The organism is Glutamicibacter creatinolyticus (genome assembly GCF_006094275.1).
Classification (GTDB): Bacteria; Actinomycetota; Actinomycetes; order Actinomycetales; family Micrococcaceae; genus Glutamicibacter; species Glutamicibacter creatinolyticus.
In genome coordinates this window covers 3,049,592-3,071,751 of record NZ_CP034412.1, presented here as the reverse complement: position 1 = coordinate 3,071,751, position 22,160 = coordinate 3,049,592, and the positions used below count along the sequence as shown (strand labels likewise).

The 22,160-nt window shown below is 69.3% G+C and carries 16 protein-coding genes; 5 read left to right on the top strand and 11 right to left on the bottom strand.

Going from position 1 to position 22,160, the window contains the following annotated elements; translation table 11 throughout:
* Positions 1-32: 32 nt before the first annotated feature.
* From GcLGCM259_RS14060 to GcLGCM259_RS14050, 3 genes are read right to left on the bottom strand one after another with little or no spacing between them, the layout of a single operon-like run.
* On the bottom strand, positions 33-650 hold the full coding sequence (locus tag GcLGCM259_RS14060; protein WP_138927000.1) for a response regulator: 618 nt from the start codon (positions 648-650) through the stop codon (positions 33-35).
* 58 nt (positions 651-708) lie between these two features.
* Positions 709-2,034 carry a sensor histidine kinase gene (locus GcLGCM259_RS14055; protein ID WP_217496539.1) on the bottom strand — a complete coding sequence of 442 codons (1,326 nt, stop codon included), beginning with the start codon at positions 2,032-2,034 and terminating at the stop codon, positions 709-711.
* Positions 2,031-2,690 (bottom strand): GNAT family N-acetyltransferase, encoded by a 660-nt coding sequence (locus GcLGCM259_RS14050; RefSeq protein ID WP_138926999.1) that lies wholly within the window; start codon positions 2,688-2,690, stop codon positions 2,031-2,033. Before GcLGCM259_RS14050 ends, GcLGCM259_RS14055 begins: the two co-directional genes overlap by 4 nt.
* Before the next feature lie 700 nt (positions 2,691-3,390).
* Here GcLGCM259_RS14050 and GcLGCM259_RS14045 point away from each other — a divergent pair.
* The 4 genes from GcLGCM259_RS14045 to GcLGCM259_RS14030 all read left to right on the top strand — a co-directional run bounded on the left by GcLGCM259_RS14045 (position 3,391) and on the right by GcLGCM259_RS14030 (position 7,701).
* Entirely contained in the window at positions 3,391-4,782 is a 1,392-nt protein-coding gene (locus tag GcLGCM259_RS14045; RefSeq protein WP_138927285.1) for an APC family permease, read from the top strand.
* A gap of 210 nt (positions 4,783-4,992) precedes the next feature.
* Complete coding sequence (locus tag GcLGCM259_RS14040) at positions 4,993-5,808, top strand: nitrilase-related carbon-nitrogen hydrolase (RefSeq protein ID WP_171021184.1); 816 nt, start codon at positions 4,993-4,995, stop codon at positions 5,806-5,808.
* A gap of 231 nt (positions 5,809-6,039) precedes the next feature.
* Positions 6,040-6,825, top strand: coding sequence for a tyrosine-protein phosphatase (locus GcLGCM259_RS14035; RefSeq protein ID WP_138926998.1), 786 nt, complete (start codon positions 6,040-6,042; stop codon positions 6,823-6,825).
* Positions 6,826-6,849: 24 nt separating this feature from the next.
* Positions 6,850-7,701, top strand: coding sequence for a Cof-type HAD-IIB family hydrolase (locus GcLGCM259_RS14030; RefSeq protein ID WP_246049632.1), 852 nt, complete (start codon positions 6,850-6,852; stop codon positions 7,699-7,701).
* Positions 7,702-7,794: 93 nt separating this feature from the next.
* Here GcLGCM259_RS14030 and GcLGCM259_RS14025 read toward each other — a convergent pair whose 3' ends face one another.
* The 6 genes from GcLGCM259_RS14025 to GcLGCM259_RS14000 form a co-directional block, all read right to left on the bottom strand.
* Positions 7,795-8,217, bottom strand: coding sequence for a DoxX family protein (locus tag GcLGCM259_RS14025; protein WP_138926997.1), 423 nt, complete (start codon positions 8,215-8,217; stop codon positions 7,795-7,797).
* A 226-nt stretch (positions 8,218-8,443) separates the two neighbouring features.
* Positions 8,444-9,619, bottom strand: a complete 1,176-nt coding sequence (locus tag GcLGCM259_RS14020) for a serine hydrolase domain-containing protein (RefSeq protein WP_246049629.1) — start codon at positions 9,617-9,619, stop codon at positions 8,444-8,446.
* 113 nt (positions 9,620-9,732) lie between these two features.
* The gene (locus tag GcLGCM259_RS14015) at positions 9,733-11,367 is read right to left on the bottom strand and encodes a biotin carboxylase (protein ID WP_246049627.1); all 1,635 of its coding nucleotides are present in this window, start codon (positions 11,365-11,367) and stop codon (positions 9,733-9,735) included.
* 334 nt (positions 11,368-11,701) lie between these two features.
* Positions 11,702-13,126, bottom strand: a complete 1,425-nt coding sequence (locus tag GcLGCM259_RS14010) for an NAD-dependent epimerase/dehydratase family protein (RefSeq protein ID WP_246049626.1) — start codon at positions 13,124-13,126, stop codon at positions 11,702-11,704.
* A 211-nt stretch (positions 13,127-13,337) separates the two neighbouring features.
* Positions 13,338-14,843 (bottom strand): sodium/proline symporter PutP, encoded by a 1,506-nt coding sequence (putP, locus tag GcLGCM259_RS14005; protein WP_138926995.1) that lies wholly within the window; start codon positions 14,841-14,843, stop codon positions 13,338-13,340.
* Between the two features lie 144 nt (positions 14,844-14,987).
* A complete protein-coding gene (locus tag GcLGCM259_RS14000; protein ID WP_138176059.1) occupies positions 14,988-15,950 on the bottom strand; it encodes a LysR substrate-binding domain-containing protein in 963 nt (320 codons plus the stop codon).
* Between the two features lie 276 nt (positions 15,951-16,226).
* Between GcLGCM259_RS14000 and GcLGCM259_RS13995 the strand changes: the two genes are divergently transcribed.
* The gene (locus tag GcLGCM259_RS13995) at positions 16,227-19,730 is read left to right on the top strand and encodes a proline dehydrogenase family protein (protein WP_425459805.1); all 3,504 of its coding nucleotides are present in this window, start codon (positions 16,227-16,229) and stop codon (positions 19,728-19,730) included.
* Positions 19,731-19,880: 150 nt separating this feature from the next.
* Here the strand turns inward: GcLGCM259_RS13995 and GcLGCM259_RS13990 are convergent, their stop codons facing one another.
* Complete coding sequence (locus GcLGCM259_RS13990; RefSeq protein ID WP_138176063.1) at positions 19,881-21,482, bottom strand: HNH endonuclease signature motif containing protein; 1,602 nt, start codon at positions 21,480-21,482, stop codon at positions 19,881-19,883.
* A gap of 41 nt (positions 21,483-21,523) precedes the next feature.
* On the bottom strand, positions 21,524-22,126 hold the full coding sequence (locus GcLGCM259_RS13985) for a hypothetical protein (protein ID WP_138176065.1): 603 nt from the start codon (positions 22,124-22,126) through the stop codon (positions 21,524-21,526).
* Positions 22,127-22,160: the final 34 nt, after the last annotated feature.

Below are 22,160 nucleotides of genomic sequence, written 5' to 3'. Positions count from 1 at the left end.
CGCGGGCCGGGGTGCGGGGGCGGAGGGGAGGGTTAGATCAAGCCCTGTTCACGCGCCGTGGCTACGGCCTGGGTGCGGCTGGTGGCCTGCAGCTTGTCGAAGATGTGCACCAGGTGGGTCTTCACCGTCGCCTCGGTGACGAACAGGAAGCCGGCGATCTGCCGGTTGCTGGCCCCGGTCGCCAGCAGCTGCAGCACCTCGCGTTCCCGGGCGGTGAGCACCGGGCGGGCGGTGCGCAGCCCGGCCAGCACGCGCTGGGCCATCTCCGGGGCCAGCACCATCCGGCCGGCCGCGGCCTGGCGCACCGAATCGACGATGGTGTCCGAGGCGACGTCCTTGAGCAGGTACCCGGCCGCGCCGGCCTCCACGCAGGCCAGGATTTCGGCGTCCTTGTCGAACGTGGTCAGGATCAGCACCTGTGGGGGATCGGGCAGGGCGCGCAGCGCCGCGGTGGTTTGCACCCCGTTCATCCCCTCGCCCAGGCGCAGGTCGCACAGCACCACGTCGATGGGGCACTGCCGGGCCAGTTCGACGGCCTGCTCGCCGCTGCCGGCCTGGCAGGCGACGGTGATGTCCGGGTAGTTGTCGAACACGGCCTTCAGTCCGGTGCGCACGATCGGGTGGTCATCGACCAGCATGATGCGGATCATCGGCGCGCTCCTCCCCTTTCCTTTCCTTGGTCAGAGTTCCTTGGTCAGAGTTCCTCGGTCAGGGCCGCAACGGCAGGTAGGCGGACAGCCCGGTGCCGGTGCCCGGGGTGCTTTCCACATCCAGCCCGCCGCCCAGCTCCCGCAGCCGTTCGCGCATCGAGCGCAGCCCGAACCCGCCGTCGCCCAGGTGGGTGGGCGCCTGCTGCCAGCTGTCGGCGTCGAACCCGATTCCGTCGTCGAAAATGTCCAGACGCACCATACCACCGGCCAGCTGCAGCGAGAGCACCACCTGGTTGGCGTGCGCGTGGCGGCGGATGTTGGCCAGCGCCGATTGGGCGACGCGCAGCAGCGCCACCTGCACCGTGGTGTCCAGCGCCGGCACGTCTGGGTCGGCCCGCAGTTCGGTGCGGATCCCGGTTTCCTCGCCCAGCCTTTCCAGCATCCGCCCCAGCGCCCCCGCCAGCGCCTGGTCCTCCAGTTCGGCCGGCGCCAGCGCGGCGATGATCCGGCGCAGGTCCGCCAGCGCCTGGCCGGCCAGCTGCTGCACCCGCTCCAGGGCGTTGACCGCCCCGGCGGCGTCACCCGCGCCGGTGGCGGCCCGGGCGTGCAGCGAGATGGAGGCCAGCTGCTGGGCGACGGTGTCGTGGATGTCGCGGGCCAGCCGGGCCCGCTCGGCCAGCACCCCGGCCTGGTGCTGGGACCGGGCCAGCTCCTCGTGCAGCCCGGCCATCTCGCGGTGCGCCTGCAGCAGCGAGCTGACCAGCGCGTTGCGTTCCTGTGCGTCGCGCAGCAGCTGCAGGTAGCCGCGGGAGATGCCCCATGCGAAGCACCCGCCCACCAGCGGGCCGATGATGCTGGCGTAACTGGTCTGCCCGTGGTGCAGGAAGGGCGCGACGATCGCCAGCGCGTACACCAGCAGCGAGACCAGCACGGAGCTGGCCAGCGGCAGCAGGTGCCCGATCAGCAGCCACAGGCTGAACGCCAGCCACATGAATTCGCTGCTGGCCGCCAGCCCGGCCGCCCAGATCGCCAGCAGCACTCCCAGCCAGAGCATGGTCCTGCCCGAGGCGTCCAGCCCGGCCGCCGATTCCCGCCGGGCCAGCCGCGGCAGCCCGCCCAAGTACCACAGCGCGAAGCCGATCCCGACGATCGGCACCAGCCAGCCCGGTCCCGTGCTTTCGGCCATGCCGCGCACCACCGCGATCACCAGCAGGACCCCGGTGATCGCATGCTGGCCCAGGCGCATGACCTTCGCGGTGAGCAGCCGCCCGCGCACCGCACCGGTGCCGATGGCGGCGACGGCCGCCGCACCGTGCCCGGCCCCATCCGGCAGGGCGTTCACGCCCATTCCGCCGTCCTCCGGGGCGTTCCCCTCGCCGGTCATGGGCGGCCCGTGCCTTGCGCCGTCGCGGCGGCCGGGCTGCAGGCGGGATCCGCGGCCGGTGTCTCAGCGTCCGTCGGTGTCTCAGCGTCCGCCGCTGCGGGGCCCTGCCCCGGCAGGTCCCCGACGAGCATGCCGAAGATCAGGGTGTCGGTGTATTCGCCCTTGCTGTACAGGTGCTCCTGCAGGTGCCCCTCCAGCCGGAAGCCCAGGCGCCGGGCCAGCGCCGCGCTGGCGGTGTTGCGGGCATCCATTTCGGCGGCGATCCGGTGCACGCCCAGCCGGGTGAAGGCCACCTGCAGCAGGGCGGCGGCCGCCTCGGTCGCGTAGCCCAGCCCGGCGCATTGGGGATCGAGCACCCAGCCGATCTCCGCCTGCCGGTGCGGGATGTCGGTCAGCCACAGGGCCAGGTCCCCGACGTAGCGCCCCGAGCCGTCGGCGATCACCAGGGCCAGGGCGTGCGGCGGTTCGTCCAGGCTGGTGCGCACCACGCGCTTGGCCAGCTGCTCCTGGGTGTACTCCTCATCCCAGCGCTCCTCCAGCAGGTAGCGGGCCACCGGTTCCTGCGCGTAGACGCGCAGCAGGTCCGCGGCGTCCTCGGCCGAGTGGAATCGCAGTTCCAGCCGTCCGGTGGCCAGGGGGAAGATCGCATCGCTCATGTCTTGACTCTAGACGCAGCCGGCCGGGCGCGGCCACACCCTCTAGCGCCCGAACAGGGGCGCGTTGCCCGTGCTCTGCGCCACAGCCGTCGGTGAAGCCGGGCATGCCATGTGCAGCCGGCGCAGGCGCCTTTGCCCGGGCCCGATCCGCTGCCGGCGCCGAACCGCGGGCGCCGGACCGGGGCGGAACAACCCCCTGGACCCCGCGCTTCGCGGGCCGGGCACGCCGCCCGATCGAACGGAATCCATCCAAGTCAAACTAATTTTCGCCAAAACGGCGCGAAGGCTGGAAACCGCGGGCCCGTTGCCCCGGACGAGGCCGCACGGGAACCGTGCGCACCGGCCCAGGGGCGTTGCGCAGCGTTCCACCGCGTGCCGTGGCCCGCCGCCGGAGGACCCGCGGCGGCGGGCCGGACGGGCGGTGGCTCACAGTGGACGTTGGTAGCATGGCTGACGCCCTTGGGCGGGACCTGCCGGCCCCGCCCGAGCTTTCGCAACCGGAAGCACACGGCACAGCGCAGCGCTGCCGTCGTGCGGGCTTGACGAAGGACAACGGCGAAGGAACGACAGAGAAGTGAGCACGCCCTCTGGCAAACAGCCAACCGGCACCGGCAGCGCACCCCAGCTGCCCCACCACCCCTCCCCAACGGCCCGCACCGCCCTGGCGGCACAGCTGCGCCGCCGCAAATCCATCAACCACATGGTCAGCGAGGCCGCCGACAACGCCGGGCACGGCAAGCTGCGGCGCAGCTTCGGGGTCCTGCAGCTGACGATGATCTCCGTGGGCGCCACCCTGGGCACCGGCATCCTGGTGATCCTGGGCGACGCCGTGCCGATCGCCGGCCCGGCCATCTGGCTCTCCTTCGTGCTGGCCGGTGTCACCGCCCTGCTCTCGGCGGTCAGCTACGCGGAAATGGCCGGCATGGTCCCGGTCTCCGGGTCCAGCTACTCCTACTCCTACGCCACCCTGGGCGAGGGCATCGCCTGGGTGTGCGGCTGGTGTCTGGTGCTGGAGTACGCGGTCTCGGTCGCGGCCGTCGCGGTTGGCTCCGGGCAGTACGTGAACCAGACCCTGGCGGTGTTCGGCCTGGCGCTGCCCGATGCCCTGGCCGCCGGCCCGGCCGAGGGCGGGGCCGTCAACCTGCCGGCGCTGGCCACCGTCGTGCTGGCCATGGTGCTGCTGGCCCGCGGGGCCCGCGAATCGGCGCTGGCCAACACGGTGATGGTGCTCATCAAGATCGGCATCCTGGTGTTCTTCGCCGTCGTGGCGTTCACCGCGTTCAACGCCGGGAACTTCCAGCCGCTGCTGCCGATGGGCGCCGCCGGAATGAGCGCGGCCGCCTCCATGGTCTTCTTCTCCTACATCGGGTTCGACGCCGCCTCCACCGCCGGGGAGGAAGCGGTCAACCCGCAGCGCGACCTGCCCCGGGCGATCCTGATCGCCATGTTCATCGTCACCGCCGTATACGTGCTGGTCGCGGTCGCCGCGATCGGGGTGCGCCCCTGGCAGTGGTTCGACGGGACCGAGGCGGCGCTGGTGCAGATCGTAGCCGAACTGACCGGACAGCGCTGGGTGGTGCTGCTGTTCGCGCTGGCCGCGGTCGTGGCGATCCTCTCCGTGGTGCTCACCGTGCTCTACGGGCAGACCCGCATCCTGATGAGCATGGGCCGCGACGGGCTGGTCCCGCAGCTGTTCGCCCGGGTGTCCCCGCGCACCGGCACCCCGCTGGCCGGCACCCTGGTGGTCGGATCCGTCGTGGCGCTCACCGCCGCGCTGATCCCGCTGGGGCAACTGGCCGAGGCGACCAGCATCGGCACCCTGTTCGCGTTCGCGCTGGTGGGCGCCGCGGTGATCTACCTGCGCCGCACCCAGCCCAAGGCCGAACGCACCTTCCGGGTGCCGCTGTACCCGCTGACCCCGATCCTGGGCATCGCCGCCTGCCTGTTCCTGATGCTGAACCTGGACTGGCGCACCTGGGCGGTCTTCGGGATCTGGATGGTGATCGGCGCCGGGATCTACCTGGGATACGGCCGACGCCACTCCCGGCTGGGATTGCTGAGCGAGGAACAGTACGCCAGCCAGCAGGAGTAGCCGGCCCGACCAGGTCACCTTGCCCGGACCGGGCGCCTTGCCGGCCCGACCACTTTGCCCGGCCCTGCCCGTCGCCTCCACCTGGCGGCCGCGGCTGCTGGGAGCTGGCTCGCAGGCGCTGGCCGGGGCCCGGCCCACGGGTCTAGGCTGGTGGCAGCGGGAAAAGGCCCGCACCGGATGAACCGGCACGGGGTGGGAAGGCGGAAGGCCATGCGCCTGGCAGTACTGCAGCACGACGCGCATCCCTCGGATGTGACCAGCAACCTGCACCACCTGGAGCAGGCGGCGCAGATGGCCGCCGAACACCACGGCAACGTGCTGCTCAGCCCGGAGCTGTTCCTCACCGGCGCGGACCCGCACCTGGTCACCCGGGTGCTCTCCCCGGCCGGGCTGCGCGATGTGCACCAGGCGGTGGCGGGGATCGCCAGCTCCTACAACATCGCCCTGGCCTATTCGCTGCCCGCCTACCCGCCGGACGGGGCGGCCGGCCGGCCGCAGATCACCAGCTACTTCGTGGACGACGCCGGGGACCTGCTGGCCAGCTATGCCCGCGCCCACCTGCGCAGCGCCGCGGAACACGACACCTTCGACCCCGGCCAGCTGCCCCCGCAGGTTTTCGACTACCAGGGCACCGGGTTCGCGCTCTCCAGCGGCTATGACGTGCAGTTCCCCGAACATGCCCGCGCCGCGGCCCTGGCCGGGGCCGGGATCCTGCTGGTGCCGGCCGCCGCCGAGCAGGGCTCCGAGTCCCTGGCGGTGAAGCTGCTGCCCACCCGGGCAATGGAGAACGGCATCTACCTGGCCTGGGCGAACCACTGCTCGGTGCAGGGCGGGATCCCGATGGCCGGAACCAGCACCATCATCGGCGCGGACGGGCAGAACCTGCGGGTGGCGGGCAACGACCCGCAGCTGATCATGGCCGACGTGGACCCGATCCGCCAGCAGGCGATCCGCAAGCTGGATCCGTACCTTTCCCGGATCCGCCCCGAGCTGTATGCCGTCGCCCCGGGAGGCTCACCGGGCTAACCGGCACGGCTCCTCCCGCCAAAACAGAAGCGCCAGGGGACAAGGAGCCAGGAGCCAGCACCCAGCAGCCGGGAAGGCATGGTGCCGCAGCCTGCCAAGGTGGCGCAGCATCCCAAGGTGGCGGCGTCGTGGCGGCGACGCCGGGAACGGGTCGTGGGGGAGCAGCAGCGGCCCCGGAAGCGACGCCGGACTTGGTAGCGTGGGAACTGCGGCACGAGCAGGAGGTAGCAGATGGACACTTTTGAGCAGGCCGGCCAGACAGCGCGGCCCACGCCCACCGCCACCGGGCCGGACACGTCGCAAACCCGGTTCCCGGCCAGCCTGGCCAATGTGCGCCAGGTCGGGGGCATCGCGGCCGGCTCGGCCACCGTGCGCCCCGGGGTGCTCTTCCGCAGCGCCGCACCACACCATGTGGATGAGGCGATCTCAGGGTGGGTCGCCCAGGCCGGCATCACCCGCATCTTCGATCTGCGCAGCGACTTTGAGGCCCGGCGGGTCAACGGCTTCCCGGAAACCTCCGGCGCCGCGGTGCGCACCAGGCTGCCGCTGCTGGAGGGGGCGTTCGCCCCGGGCGGTCAGCTGCCCTCGCTGGAGGAGCTCTACCTGCCCCTGGTGCTGGAACACGCCCCGGTGTGGGCGCGGATCGCCGACGAGGTCGCCGGCAACCGGCACTCCACCCTGGTGCACTGCACGGCCGGCAAGGACCGCACCGGGGTGGCGGTGGCGCTGCTGCTGTTGGCGGTTGGCGCCGAACGCGACGCCGTATTCGAGGACTACGCCGCCTCCACCGCCGCCCTGTCCGGGGCCTGGCTGGAGTCGATGCGCGAGCAGATCACCCAGGCCGGGGTGCGGGTGGATGAGAAAATGGTGGAGATGATGGTGGGGACCAGTGTCCCCGGCCTGGACAGGGCGCTGCGCCGGGTGGAGGAACGCCACGGCAGCGCCGCCGACTACCTGCTGGCCGGAGGGCTGGCACCACAGCGTCTGGAGGCGTTGGGCGAACGGCTGCTGAGCTAGGCGGCCGGGGCGGAAAGGAGAACCTTGCGTTTCGACGCGATTGACCCCACCGCGCAGATCAAACTGGTCGCGGTGGACATGGACGGCACCTTCCTGGATCCGGAGGGGAACATCCCCCAGGCGGCCTGGGCGGTGATCGACCAGCTGCACCGGCGCGGCATCACCTTCGCCCCGGCCAGCGGCCGGCAGCACGCCCGGCTGGCCGAGCAGTTCGCCGCACTGGGCCCGGAACTGACGATCATCGCCGAGAACGGCACCGTGGTGATGCGTGGGGAGACCGAGGTCTACTCAAACGTGATCGACCCGCAGCGGGTGGAACACGTGATTCGGCGGCTGCGGGACGCCGGGCCGGAACTGGACGCGGCGGTGGTGCGCTGCGGGCGACGGGTGGGCTACCTGCAGCAGCCCACCGAACAGGTGGCCCGGGCGGTCGCCCCCTATTACGCGCGCACCGAGTCGGTGCCCGATCTCCTGCAGGTCCGCGACGACACCATCAAGCTGGCGATCCACAGCCCCGCGAATTCCGCGGCCGTGGCCAAGGTGTTGGAACCGCTCAGCCAGGAGCTGCAGGTGGTGATTTCCGGGCCGGACTGGGTGGATGTGATGAACCTGGGCGTGCACAAGGGCATCGCGGTGCGCCGGCTGCAGGAATCCCTGGGCATCGGGCCACAGCAGACGGCGGTGTTCGGGGACTACCTCAACGACCTGCAGATGTTGCAGGCCGCGACGTATTCCTTCGCGATGCACAACGCACACCCCACCATCCGGCAGGAGGCGCGGTTCACCGCCCCGCCGAACAGCGAGTACGGGGTGCTGCAGGTGCTGCAGGCCTACCTGGCAGGTGCGCCGCAGCTGCTGGGTCACCAGGTGCGCTGAACCTGCGCCGGCATCGAACCGGACGTGCGTGGGGTGCAGAACCTGTGGCCGGAGCCGGTGGTTTTGGCACCCCTGGTTACCGGGCCGGCGGTTTTAGAACCCGCGGCGTCGGCCGATGAAGCGGTCCACGCCGGCCCGCCCGGCCCCGGTCAGAGCGAAACCGGCCAGCACCACGGCCAGGAGCAGCACCAGCTCATACCCGCCGTCGGCGGCAAAGAACCCGGCTTCCCGGTGCACCAGGAAAAACGCGGCCACCATTTCCGCCAGCAGCAGCAGCGACACGAACCGGGTCGCCAGCCCGAGCACCAGCAGCGCCCCGCCCAGGAGTTCCACGCCGATCAGCACCGGGGCGGCCAGGGTCGGATAGGGCACGGCCATGGTCTCCAGCCATTTCACGGTGGCCGGCACGCCCTCACGGTACTTCTGCCAGCCGTGGATCATGAACACCGCGCCGACCACCAGGCGCAGCGCGGTGGCGGCCAGGGTGGACAGGGCTGCCTGGGCGGATCGGGTCATCGGCCTTCCTTCGGGTGGCGGGTAGCGGCACCACCCACCCTATGCCAGGCGCCGCCGACGGCCCGGGAACGGGCACCGGTGCGCCGCTTCCCGTGCTTCGGCCAGATGCAGACCTCCCGAAGGAGCGGGGCGGGCACGCAAGACCGTGAAAGGCCGGGGCCGGCGCGCTAACCCCGGAAAGGGACCCGGGGCGGGAAAGACCAAGGCGGGCGGGGACCAGGGCCTGCTACAGCGGAGGGTTGGCCGCCAGGTGGTTCGCGATCGCGTCGAACGCCCGGATCGTGGGGAAGAGCTTGCCCGGATCCTGCGGGTAGGGCCAGCTGGAGAGCTTGACCCCCACGGTGGCGGTGTTCGGGTTCATGTAGATCATCTGCCCGTGGATCCCCAGGGCCAGGGCGACGTCGGAGCCGGGGTACGGGAACCAGATCTGGTTGCGGTACATCCCACCGGGCATCCGGTTGTCGCCCGGGGAGTCCTCAAAGGCCTGCCGGGAGTCCGCCGCCCCGGTGAACGTGTCCTGGATCCAGGCCTCGTCCAGCACCTTGTTGCCGTTCAGCGCGGTCCCGCCGTTGACGTAGATCTGCCCGAAGCGGGCCAGGTCGCGCAGGGTCGCGTTGAACCCGCCGTCGAACATCCCGGTGCCCAGCTGGTCGGTGCCCATCACCAGGTCCTGCTGCGCGCCGATGCGCGACCACACCAGGTCGGACAACAGCTGCTGCATCGGCTGCCCGCCGGCGGCCTCACACACCCAGCCCAGCACATCGGTTTCGCAGGAACGGTACTCGAACGGGCCGCCGTGCGGCGCCTTGGCCTGCAGGGTGGCCAGGTATTCGTACATGCCGTGGGCCGGGTTCTGGTTCTGCTCATCGCGCACTGCCCAGCCGATCGCCTGCTCCAGCAGGCGCACCTCGGCCTGCTGGTCCAGGTACTCCTCGGAGAATTTGATGCCCGAGCGCATGTCCAGCAGGTGGCGCACGGTGGCCCCGGCATAGCCGCTGGCCTCCAGCTGCGGGACATAGTCGGTGACCGGCCGGTCGACCTGCAGCTTGCCCTGCCCGCACAGGATCCCGGCCACGGTGCCCACCAGGGTCTTGCTCACGCTCATCAGCAGGTGGTCGGTCACCGAGGTCATCGACCCGAAGTATTCCTCAACCAGCATCTTGCCCTGGTGCATCACCAGCCAGCCGTCGGTGTTGGTGGCCTGGATGACGCTGCGCACGGTCAGCGACGGCTCGTTCTCGTTGTTTTTCAGCAGCTCGATGCGGCCCAGGTCCATCGGCACCAGGTGCAGCTTGGCGATCGGCTCACCGCCGCGGCTGACCCTGGCGGTGGGCAGGACTTCGGAGAGGTTCTGGAAGCTCCACGCCAGGTTTTCCGGGTGCTGCCAATTCTCGACCGTCACGGTCCGGTTCGGCTTGGCAGGTGTCATCGGGCGCCCATTGTCCTTTCCCCGGTGGTCAGTTGCAATCCATCGGAGGATACCACCGCCAGCCGCCGGACGCCGGGCAAGCGCGGCTACTCGGCGGCCGCCGGGGGCACCGGGATGCCCTTGTAGAGCGAACGCACCGAGGAGATGAAGTGCTTGGCGTCGATGCTCAGCCTGGTGCCCTTGCGCCCCTCGTACTGCAGTTTCGCCTTGGTGACCAGTACCCCCAGATCAGCGCCCTTCCAGCGGTAGTCCTCCGCCCCGTAGATGCGCAGGAAGAAAGCCTCCTTGTGGTGCTGCAGCTGGTGCCAGTCCAGCGCGGCGCGCACGTACTGCAGCTTGCCGGAGGAGTCCAGCACGTACTGCCCGGTGCGTGGGGCGTGGGTGAGGTACTCCACAATGTCATCGGTTTCCTTGATGATCATGTGGCTCCAGATATCGGCCCCGCTCAGCGCCTCCCAGCGCTCGTTGATCTCGTCGACGTCCAGCTCGAAGTCGACGTCCAGGAACTCCAGCAGGTGGAAGAGGAACAGCGGTACGTCCGCGTAGGCCCCGGCGGTCACGTTCGTGATGGCGCTGGCCCCGGAGATGCGGGGGTTCAGCTCACCCAGGTACACCTCGTCGCTGTCCGTGTCCACCAGCACGTCGACCTCGAAGAAGCCGCGGTAGCCCTTGTCCTGCAGCCCGCTGCCCACCTTGCGCACCAGCTCGATGGCCCGCGCCCGCTGGGAGGCGGTGAGCACGTCGGGGTGCATCTCGTTGCCGCACCAGCCGCCCTTGTAGGGGGTCAGCTCGTCGTAGCCGGCCAGTTCGGTCAGGAACGGGCCGACGACGGTGCCGCAGCGGGTGAGCACCGCCTCCACGGCCACCGGCACGTTGTTGATCCGCTTCATGACCTTCAGCTGCTCGCCGATCATGTTCGCCGCGTTCTTGTCCCAGTCCGCTTCCTCGGCGATGAAGAACGTGGTCTTGCCCGAGTCCCCGTAGGGGGTCTGCACCACCAGGTCGGTGCCCAGCCGGTTGCTGCGCGCCAGTTCCAGCAGATCCGCATAGTTCGTCGCATAGCCCAGCACGTTGGGCACCGAGGCGGCCCCGGCCTTGTTGCCCAGCTCGGTGGTGACGATCTTGGAGTCCAGGTGGGTGCGCAGTTCCGCCGGCGGCAGGATCAGGTCGTAGCCCAGCTCCTCGCAGATCTGCTCGGTTTCCTCATCGAAGAACACCATGGCGATCTTCGGGCGCTCGCCGCTGGCCGGGCGCCGGGAATCGATGTGCTCGCGCACCTCCGGGTTCTGCAGCAGCCAGTTGTTGATCGCCTCGCCGCTTTCGAATTCGATGTACGGCTTCTCGGTGGGGGAGAAGACCCGGGGATGGGCCCCGTCCCAGCCGTCGTAGTAGGAGATGTAGCTGAAGCGGCGCACCCAGCGGTCCAGCCCGAGCAGATTGAAGGGGGTGGCACCCACGAAGTAGATCGGGGTTTCGTTGGTCCGGAAGAAATGGCGCACCTCGCTCATGTTCTTCAGCGGCCGGGTGAACTTCACGATCCGCGCTTCGCTGTCCTCGGAAATCTCGGTGGTGTAGGCGGCGTCGGTGCCCACGTTGGCCGTGGGCACGTCCTCGCTGGGAGGGGTGGCCCGCCAGCGGGCGATATCGCTCGGTTTCGGCATCCGCTGCTTGCGGCGAATTTCAGGTGCGGCTACATCCTTGCCCATCATCAGGTCCCCCACTGTTCAGGTTCTCGTAGTCTTAGTGTGATCGAAATCTCGTGTAGACAAGAGCTTGTGTCAACAGGCGTTGAAAATCAATTTATGTCACATCCATGTGACACCGCCGACGTAATCGGACGCGTGCCTGGATGTGAAATCATGATGAACTTCCAGCGCTATGCAATTTTCCAGGCACCGCCCCGGGCCCTGCCGGAACGAAAAATGCCCGTGCTGAACCAGTCCGAAGACCGATCCAGCACGGGCATCCAATGTGATCTGTGCCTCGTGAAGACTACCTTGCCATGTGGGCGCCTTGCCCGCCAGTACCCCAGCACCAATGTGGGGCGGACGCGCGCTACGGCAGCCGCTGCAGCATCTGGTCGAAAGTGGGCTCGTCGAACTGGAAACCCAGCTCCTCCAGCACGCTGCTGGTGACGTGGCGTCCGGTCAGCGCCATGCGCGGATTGCTGCCCAGCAGGTTCGCCCCGGCCTGCACCAGGCGGGCCGGCGCCCCGATGCCGGGCATGGAGTACTTGGCGCGCAGCGCCCGCATCATCTCCTCGTTGCGCACCGGGTGCGGGGCCGCGGCATGCACGATGCCCTCCGCCGGGCGCTCGCCTTCGATGCCCAGCAGCTGGCGGACCAGCTTCAGCCAGTCCGCCAGTGCGATCCAGCTGACCCACTGGGCCCCGGTGCCCACCAGGCCGCCGAGCCCGGAACGCACCAGCAACAGCAGCCGGCGCAGCAGCGGCGCCTGCTCGCCGAAAACCAGTGAGGTGCGCAGCACGTAATTGTGCTCGGCCAGCACCGGGGCCTGGGCGAACGCCTCCTCCCAGGGGCGGGCGACCCCGGTCATCTCCGGCAGCGCGGCGCTGCCGGTGGGCAGCGCACTGGATTCGGTGAGCCGGGCCTCGCCGGCGTCGCCAAAGATCGCAGTGGTGCTGGACTGCACCCAGGTCTGCACCGGAACACCAAGGCGGGCCACCGCATCGGCCAGGGCGCGGGTGGAATCCACGCGGGAACTGCGCAACCGGTCAAGGGAAGCCGGGGTGTTGCGCTGGTCCACCAGCTCACCGGCCAGGTTGACCAGGCTCACCGGGTAGTTCTCGCGCAGGAACGCCGCCCGCCACGGACCCTGGTGCTTGCCGTCCCAGAGGAACTGGGCGGCCGGAAAATCCGGTTCCTGGGTGCGGGTGAGCACCACCACCGAGTTGCCGCGGCACACCAGATCCGCGGTCAGCCTCCGGCCCAGATAGCCGCGGCCGCCGGCGATCACCACGTGGCGGCGCACCCGATACCGGCCCTGGTGCGGGATCAGCCGGTAGAGGCGCGCGCAGCTGATGTCGAAATCGTCGAACAGGGGATTGGCGACCGTGTGCTTGAACGCGGTGGTGCCCGGGCCGGTCAGCTCCACGGTGAAGTGCAGCCGGGCCCCGCCCTGGACCGCCTCCACCGCCCAGCGCAGCGCCAGGGAGCCGCCGGGCTGCGGCTGGGTGAATTCGACCAGGCGCTGGGCCTGGTTGCGCCGGGTGATGGACCCGGAAGGGGCGGTCTCGCGGTGCAGGGCGCCCAGCAGGCGGCCCGGGGGCAACAGGTCCACGGTGCTGCCCACCCCGCGCTGGTCGTCGTGCACCAGGAACCCGTCGAAACTCTTCATCCACTGCCCGGTCTGCTTCAGATTGCCCACCACGGCGAAGATCGCGTCCGGGTTGGCGGAGAGGAAACGGGATTCGGTGCGCTGCCAGGAGGTCAGCGTGTGCTTCAGCGAGGCCAGGGTCATCAGTCCTTCGGGTTCGGTCCTGCCCCGTCCGGTCGGGGCACCGGGCAGGGATCGTGTCTCCATCGTAGGCACGGCGTGCGCCGCTGCACAGCATTCGCGTCCAGGTGCGTGGCCGCTGGCCGGGCCGTGGGCGCTGGGTGCTTAACGGGTTGCGCCCCGCCACGCCGGTGGGGCGTAGCGGGGCGCAGACGGCAGGCCGCGGGCGGGAGGCTTAGGCGCGGGCCTTGGCCCCGACCTCGTCCTCCATGGCGGTGAACTCGGACTCGATGGTCTCGTTCGGACGGTAGGTGGAACGCGACACCAGCCAGGCCACCAGCAGGTTGACCAGGAAGCCGGGCACGATTTCGTACATCACACCGCTCAGGGCCGCGATGTTGCCCCACACGAAGACCACGACCGCGCCGCTGACCATGCCGGCAAAGGCGCCGACGGCGTTCAGCTTGCGCCAGTAGAGGCTGAGCAGGATGATCGGGCCGAACGCGCCGCCGAACCCGGCCCAGGCGAACGCCACCAGTTCCAGGATCGAGGAATCCGGGTTCAGCGCCAGCAGTGCGGCGATGACCGCCACGGCGAGCACGCCCAGCCGGCCCAGCAGCACCAGCGACTTGGGGCTGCCCTTGCGGCCCATCAGGTTGTACAGGTCCTCCACCAGCGCCGAGGAGCACACGATCATCTGCGAGGACATGGTGGACATGATGGCCGCCAGCACCGCGGCCAGCACCAGCCCGGCGATCAGCGGGTGGAAGAAGATCTGCGAGAGCAGCAGGAACACGGTTTCGCTGTCGGCGGTGCTTAGCGGCTCGTCGGCGAAGTACGCCACGCCGATCAGCGCGGTGCAGATGGCGCCCAGCGCGGTCAGGAACATCCAGCCGATGCCGATGCGGCGGGCCACCTTGGCCTCGCCCGGGGTACGCAGCGCCATGAAGCGCACGATGATGTGCGGCTGGCCGAAGTAGCCCAGGCCCCAGGCGGCGGTGGAGATGATGGCCACCAGCGCCAGGATCCAGCTGGTTTCATCGAAGGAGGAGAACAGGTTGAACGCCTGCGGGTTGGCCTCGGTGATCCGGCTGCCCAGCGTGGAGATGTCCCCGCTGCGGAAGACCGCCACGATCGGCACCGCGATGAGCGCGGCGAACATCAGCACGCCCTGGGCGACGTCGGTCAGTGAGGCGCCGAGGAACCCGCCGAACAGGGTGTAGAGCAGGGTGATGGCCGCGACGAACAGCATGCCGTTCAGGTATGGCCACCCGAAGGAGGCCTGGAAGAACTTGCCGGCGGCGACCATGCCCGAGGAGACGTAGAAGGTGAAGAACACCAGGATGATCAGCGCCGAGGCGATGCGCAGCAGGTGCTTGCGGTCCTTCAGGCGCTTTTCGAAGAAGCTGGGGATGGTGATGGCGTTCTGCGCGATCTGCGTGTAGGAGCGCAGTCGCGGGGCGACGAACTTCCAGTTCAGCCACGCGCCGATGGTCAGGCCGATGGCGATCCATGCTTCGTGCAGGCCGGTGACGTAGATGGCGCCGGGCAGGCCCATCAGCAGCCAGCCGGACATGTCGGAGGCCCCCGCGGACAGCGCGGCCACCCAGGGTTTGAGCCCGCGGTCGGCGAGCATGTAATCGTCGATGTTGCTGGTGCGACGGTAGGCGAAGTAGCCGATACCGAGCATCACGCACATATAGAAGACGATCGCGATCATCTGGAATGTATGGTCGGACATGATTTCCTCATTGCTAGTGCTCCCGTGCGGGGTGGTTCCCCCATGAACGAATGGGGCGCACGGTCACCGGGTGCGGAAAACCACTATGGCATCCTTTGAGTGATTTGTCGCTCACGAAAGCCCGCGTCGTTACCATTTCGTGACCTAGTCTGTGGCTGGGGTCACCACCTCGGCGTTCCGCTCCGCGGCGTGCGGGGAGGGCAGCGACTGCGCCTGGTCGTGCAGGCATTCGCGCACCGCCAGGATCGCCGGGTTGCGCTCGGAGGAATGACGCATCGCGGTGAACACGGTACGCACCGGCGCCCCGGGCAAATCGGCGATGCGCAGCCCCCGCCGACGCTGGGCCCACACCAGATCCGGCAGCAGCGCCACCGCGTTGCCCGACTCCACCAGCTGCACATGCGCCTGCAGGTCAGCGGTCTCGTAGCGCACGTCGGGTTCGAACCCGGCTGTCCGGCAGGCCTGTTCGGCCCAGTGCCGGCTGGCGGCGCCCACCGGCTCCATGACCCAGGGCAGGTGGGCGGCGTCCTCGATGCGGATGACCCGATCGAACTCCGAGACCTCGGTGGGGTCGGTGGCCGGCAGCGCCAGGCGCAGCGCGTCGTGGGTGAGCGTGCGCCGGTCCAGGTTCTCAAAGTGGCGGGCCGCGTGCCCCGGATACTGTTCGGCGACCACCAGGTCAAAGTTGCGCGCCGCGGTCTCATGCAGGGCGCGTTCGGGCTCCTGCTGGCTCATCTCCACGCGCAGGTGCGGGTGCTGCTGGCGCAGCTGGCCCAGCGCCCCGGGCAGGATCGCCAGCATCGCGGTCTGGAACACGGCCAGGCGCACCGTGCCCGAGACGGTGGACAGGGTCGCGGACAGGTCCGCCTCGGCCCGCTCCATCGAGTCCAGCAGCTGCTCGGTGTGCGCGACCAGCACCTGTGCCTGGGGCGTGAGGCTCAGGGTGCGCCCGTTGCGCTGCAGCAGCTTCACCCCGGCCTCCGCCTCCAGCAGACTCAGCTGCTGGGAGACCGATGAGGGGGAGTAGCTCAGCTCGTAGGCGACCTCCGCGATCGTGCCGCGCAGGCTCAGTTCGCGCAGCAGGCGCAGACGGCGCATTTCCAGCATGTTCCTCGTACCTTTCGCCCTAGAGAACCCGGGAAAAACCGGGGTTTCGGCACCCCCAACGATACCTTGGGAAAACCGAATGGAATAGTTAAGTTTTGTTCACTTTTCCTGAACTGATTTAAGGGCCATACTCTTAGTGCACACAGCTTTTTCGCAGCAAGACGCCGCATCGGAACCCACCCGTCCCCGGCCGGTCCCAGAACGAAAGATGCGTTGGTGCTCCGGTCCAATCAGATGAAGCATTAGGAAAGGCGCAACGTGTCAGTCACTAGCCACATCCCCAAGAACATTCCCCCGGCGCAGGCCGCCGACGGCAGTGCCCTCGTCCAGCCAACCGAACTGGCCGACGAGGCCATCGAACTGGTCAAGAGCTGGCTGCAGCAGGCCTCCGAAATCCCGGCCGACGCCGCCGCCGCGCGCCTGGCCGGGGTGCTGAAGGACCCCAACGGCCTGGACTTCACCGTCGGATTCGTTGACGGGGTCATCCGCCCCGAGGACTTGAAGGTGGCCGCCGCGAACCTGAAGATGCTGGCCCCCAAGGTGCCCTCCTTCCTGCCCTGGTACATGCGCAAGGCCGTCGCCCTGGGTGGGACCATGGCCCCGGTCATGCCCGGCATCGTGGTGCCGATCGCCCGGCGCGTGCTGCGCGAAATGGTCGGGCACCTGATCATCGACGCCTCCGATGCGAAGCTGGGCAAGTCGATCTCCAAGATCCGCCGCGAAGGGGTGGACCTGAACGTCAACCTGCTCGGCGAATACATCCTGGGTGAGGGCGAAGCCGCCCGCCGCATTTCCGGCACCGAGAAGCTGCTGGCCCGCGATGACGTGGACTACGTCTCGATCAAGGTCTCCTCGACCGTCGCCCCGCACAACCACTGGGCCTTCGACGAAGCGGTGGAGAACATCGTCGAGAAGCTGGTGCCGCTCTACCGCCAGGCCAACAACGCCTCGCCGAAGAAGTTCATCAACCTGGACATGGAAGAGTACAAGGACCTGGAGCTGACCATTGCGGTCTACACCAAGCTGCTCTCCCGCGAGGATTTCAAGGACCTGCGCACCGGCATCGTGCTGCAGGCCTACCTGCCCGACGCGCTGGGCGCGATGATCGGGCTGCAGGAATTTGCCGCCGCCCGCGTCGCCGAGGGCGGGGCCCCGATCAAGGTGCGCGTGGTCAAGGGCGCGAACCTGCCGATGGAAACCATGGAGGCGGACCTGCACGGCTGGCCGCTGGCCACCTGGCACAGCAAGCAGGACTCGGACACCAGCTACAAGCAGGTGCTGGAGTACGCGCTGCGCCCGGACCACATCGGCAATGTGCAGATCGGCATCGCCGGACACAACCTGTTCGACATCGCCCTGGCCTGGCTGCTGGCCAAGGCCCGCGGGGTCACCGAGGGCATCGAATTCGAGATGCTGCTGGGCATGGCCACCGGCCAAGCCGAAGCGGTGCGCCGCGACGTGGGCAAGCTGCTGCTCTACACGCCGGTGGTGCACCCCGCGGAATTCGACGTGGCCATCGCCTACCTGATCCGCCGCCTTGAGGAAGGCGCCAGCCAGGAAAACTTCATGTCCGCGGTCTTCGAACTGGATTCCAGCCGCGAACTGTTTGAGCGCGAGAAGCAGCGCTTCCTGGCCTCGCTGCACGCCATGGGCGACACCGTCCCGGGCCCGCACCGGGTGCAGAACCGCCAGGAGGCCGACCCGGCCCTGGCCAGCGCCGTCGACGGGTTGATCAGCGGGGACCGCGACTTCTTCAACACCCCCGACTCCGACCCGGATTTGCCCGCGAACCGCGAATGGGCGCGCGGCATCCTGGAACGCATGAAGGACTCCACCGTCGGCGCCGACGCGGTGAAGGCCAACACGCTGAAGTCCTCCGCCGAACTGGATGAGGCCATCGCCATGGGCGTGGACGCCGCCGCCGACTGGCAGGCCATGGGCGCCGCCAAGCGCGCCGAGATCCTGCACCGCGCCGGCGCGCTCTTCGAGGAGCGCCGCGGGCTGATGCTGGAGGTCATGGGCTCCGAATGCGGCAAGACCCTGGACCAGGGCGACCCGGAAGTCTCCGAGGCGATCGACTTCGCCCACTACTACGCCCAGCGCGGCCTGGAGCTGGAGAACGTCGACGGGGCGAGCTACACCCCCTCGAAGCTGACCGTGGTGACCCCGCCGTGGAACTTCCCGATGGCGATCCCCGCCGGCTCGACCCTCTCCGCGCTGGCCTCCGGCTCGGCGGTCATCATCAAGCCGGCCGGCCAGGCCGCCCGCATCGGCGCCACCATGGTGCAGGCGCTGTGGGATGCCGGGGTGCCCAAGGACGTGCTGCAGCTGGTGTTCCTGGCCGAGCGCGACCTGGGCCGTGAACTGGTCAGCGACCCGCGCGTGGACCGCCTGATCCTCACCGGCGGCTACGAGACCGCCGAACTGTTCCGCTCCTTCCGCAAGGACCTGCCGCTGCTGGCCGAAACCTCCGGGAAGAACGCCATCATCGTCACCCCGCACGCCGACCTGGATCTGGCCGCGCGCGACGTCGTGCAGTCGGCCTTCGGGCACGCCGGGCAGAAGTGCTCGGCCTCCTCGCTGGTGATCCTGGTCGGTTCGGTCGCCGAATCCCGCCGCTTCAACAGCCAGCTGGTCGACGCGGTGAAGTCGCTGACCGTCGGCTACCCGTGGAACCCGGAATCCCAGATGGGCCCGGTGATCGACAAGCCCGGCGAGAAGCTGATGCGCGGGCTGAGCACCCTGGGCGAGGGCGAGCGCTGGGCCTTGGAGCCCAAGGAGCTCGATGATTCGGGCAAGCTGTACTCCCCGGGCGTGCGCTACGGGGTCAAGCGCGGCAGCGAATACCACCTGACCGAGTACTTCGGCCCGATCCTCGGCGTGATGACCGCCGAAACCCTGGAAGAAGCCGTGGCCATGGTCAACGAGATCGACTACGGGCTGACCAGCGGGCTGCACTCGCTGGACGCCGATGAACTGGCCTACTGGCTGGAAAACATCCAGGCCGGCAACCTGTACGTCAACCGCGGCATCACCGGTGCGATCGTGCAGCGCCAGCCCTTCGGCGGCTGGAAGAAGTCCGCGATTGGTGCCGGCACCAAGGCCGGCGGCCCGAACTACCTGATCGGGATGGGCACCTGGAGCGACGCCCCGGTCAGCCAGAAGGCGCCGCTGTCCAGCTTCGGGCAGCGCCTGCTGCAGGCCGCCGACCTGGAAGTCGCCGACGCGAGCTGGCTGGAAGGCGCCCTGGGCAGCGACCAGCACTGGTGGGCCACCGAATTCAACGTGGCCAAGGACCGCTCCGGCCTGCAGGCCGAACGCAACCTGCTGCGCTACCGTGCGCTGGATGTGACCGTGCGCTATGAGAACGAAACCAGCGGCCACGGCATCGCCGAGGCCCTGCGCGTGGTCGCCGCCGGTGTCACCGCCGGCTCGCGCGTGACGTTCTCCAGCGCGGTGGAGCTGCCGCGCCGGGTGCGTGAACTGCTGGCCGAGCACTCCGTGGTCGTGGTCATCGAAGACGCTGCGGCCTTCGCCCAGCGAGCCGCCGCCCTTGCCGGGAAGACCGGCCCGGACTCGGCCGCCCGTATCCGCCTGATCGGCGGGTCGCTGGCCGAGGTCGCCGAGGCCACCGACGGCAAGCCGGATGTGGCCATCTACGCCTCGCCGGTGACCTCCGCCGGACGCGTTGAGCTGCTGCCGTTCCTGCACGAGCAGGCCGTGTCGATCACCGCGCACCGTTTCGGTACCCCGAACACCCTAAGCGACGGTGTCATCTAGTCCGCGGTTTGCGCGCTAACTGAATATCCGGTGTGACCGGCTCCGGCCGCGTCAGCCGCCACGGCGCCGGGCCCAGCTTCCTGAGGGAAACTGGGCCCGGCGCCGTTGGCCTACCCAGGGCGTAGCGCCGCCGCGTCGGGCACTGGGAGGCTACGGGTTCGGGTTCCAGTAGGTGTTGCGCTGCGGCTTTTGTTCCGGATCGATGTGCTTGGGCATGATCACGTAGGGCAGCCCGTCGATCACCACCACCTCGATCTGCCCGCTGTCCACCGCGTGGTGGTCGGAGTCGCAGAACGGCCCGATATTGGCCAGCTCCGTTTTCCCACCGAGGTACCACGGTTTGATGTGGTGGAACTGCAGTTGGGAGGGTGGCGCGGTGCACCCGGGCACCAGGCAACATCGGTCCCGGGCCAACACCGCGCGCTGCAGCGAGAGCGGAACCAGGCGTTGGGTTCGCCCGTAGTCCAGCAGTTCGCTCTTGGCGCCCAGCACGGCCGAAATGATGTTGGCCTGGCACAGCAGCCGCCTGAGTTCTCCTGGCGGAAGGTCCAGCCCGTGGGCCGTTTGCGCGTGGGCCGAGGCCAGATCGCGCAGGTCCTGCAGCTGCAGGTAGACGACCGCTTCGGGGCGGATCGTCTTGCGTTGCCCGGTGCCGGTGGGGGAACTGGTGAGCAGGTCCATGATCGCGTTCAGCGCCCGTTCCGGTGGGGTGGGTTCCAGCCCCGGGGCCGCCGGTTCCCAACGGGCCGAGTCATCCACGTCGTCGGGCAGGAAGTCCGGACGGTCAGCTGCCCCGGCGTTCGCCTGCTGTTCGTCGAGCTGACGCTCGGTGCTGCGGGCCGCCTGCCCGGCATTGGTGCGCGGGTTGTTGGCCTGGGCGATCGCCGATTCAAGCCGTTCGGCCTCCAGGATGGAGACGCGCAGCAGGTATTCGCGCACCAACGGGTTGTTCGTGGGCAGCCGGAACAGGCCGCGGCGCAGGGCAGCGGGGGAGCTGTTCTGCGGGTTCGCGGCGGCGCGGCCGATCAGCGTGCGCACCAGCTGGTCGGTTTCCCGTGGGGTGTGCCCCCGGCGCAGGACCTCGGCGGCGTGTTCCTCGATGCTGCGCCCGTCCTCGTGGGTCAGCGTCGGGGCGCTGCTGGCACCCTCGAAACTGGTGTCCTTCGGTTCGTGGCGGGAGAGCTTGCCGCTGGTTTCCCGCACTTGCTGCGGGTCCTGGCCGGGGTCGTTGAACAGCTGGCCCAGGTGGCTGAAGCGCGGGGGCAGCTGGTTGCCCGACGGGTCGCGGCGGGCGATGAGGTCGGCGGCGTCCAGCACCATCTTGTTGGCCTGGGAGTAGGGGATGCGCAGCCAGGCGGCCAGCAGTTCGGCGGTGTTCTTGAACGATGCCCGGCCCTTGCACTGGCGGGCCGGGCGGGTCGTGTCCGCGGGGGTGGTGCGCAGCTGTTCGTATTCGGCCGGATCCAGCAGGTGGGCGTTGGTGGCCGCGAGCCGGTCGGCGGCGGTAAGGGACATGCGCGTGGCCTCATTTTGCAGTTCCCGGGCCGCGGTGGCCAGCTCCAGGGCCAGCCGGGGATCCGTGGTGGCGGCCAGCGCCTCCCGCAGGGAGCTGAGCAGCTGGCGGCCGTGGGTGAGCAGGGAACGCAGCAGCGTCCCGTCGTTTTCGGGCACCACCGGGGAGGCGTTGCCGGTGGCTTGTGCCAGCACCCGCTGCATCCCGTTCAGGCTCGCGGCCAGTTCCGTGGTGGTCATGTCCCCAGTGTGCCCCGCCGGCCAGCGGGCGCCGGTGGGGGCTAGGGTTTTGTGGATAACCCGCGGCGCGCGGCCACCGCGTCGGCGGCGGCCGCCAACCAGGCCGGCAGCACGTAGCGGGCAACCCCGAGCAGCACGAAGAGCGTGGTGGTGGCCTGTTCGGAGTTGCTGGCCGCCAGCATCGCCCAGCTCAGCAGCAGGCTGGCGGCGAACCCGGTCAGCCAGCCGGCCAGTTGGCGGGTGCGGAAGATGAACCAGCCGGTGAGCAGCAGCAGCGGGAAGAGGAACCCGCAGAAGCCCAGGTAGCCGGCGTACTGCCCGGTCAGGTCGAAGGCGCGGGCCAGGAACCAGTCCCCGTATTCGATGTGGCCAAGCACCGGAGCCTTGAGCAGCGCGTCGAGCACCAGGAACCCCAGGATCAACCCGAGCCCCCAGGCCTTGGCGGTGCGTGGGGCCGGCAGCAGCCAGCAGGTGCCGAGCACGACCAGGCGCACCGCCCACAGGCTCACCACCAGCAGGCCGCTGCCGCCGAAGGAGAGGTGAACCAGGCTGAGCATGCTGTTGGCGATCAGCCCGGCCAGCAGCACCAGCCAGATCAGGATGTGCTTGGCGGGCAGGTCCACGCGTCGGGTGGTAGGGCTCACGGGCCGTCGGCTCCTTGGGTTCTGGGCGGGATCG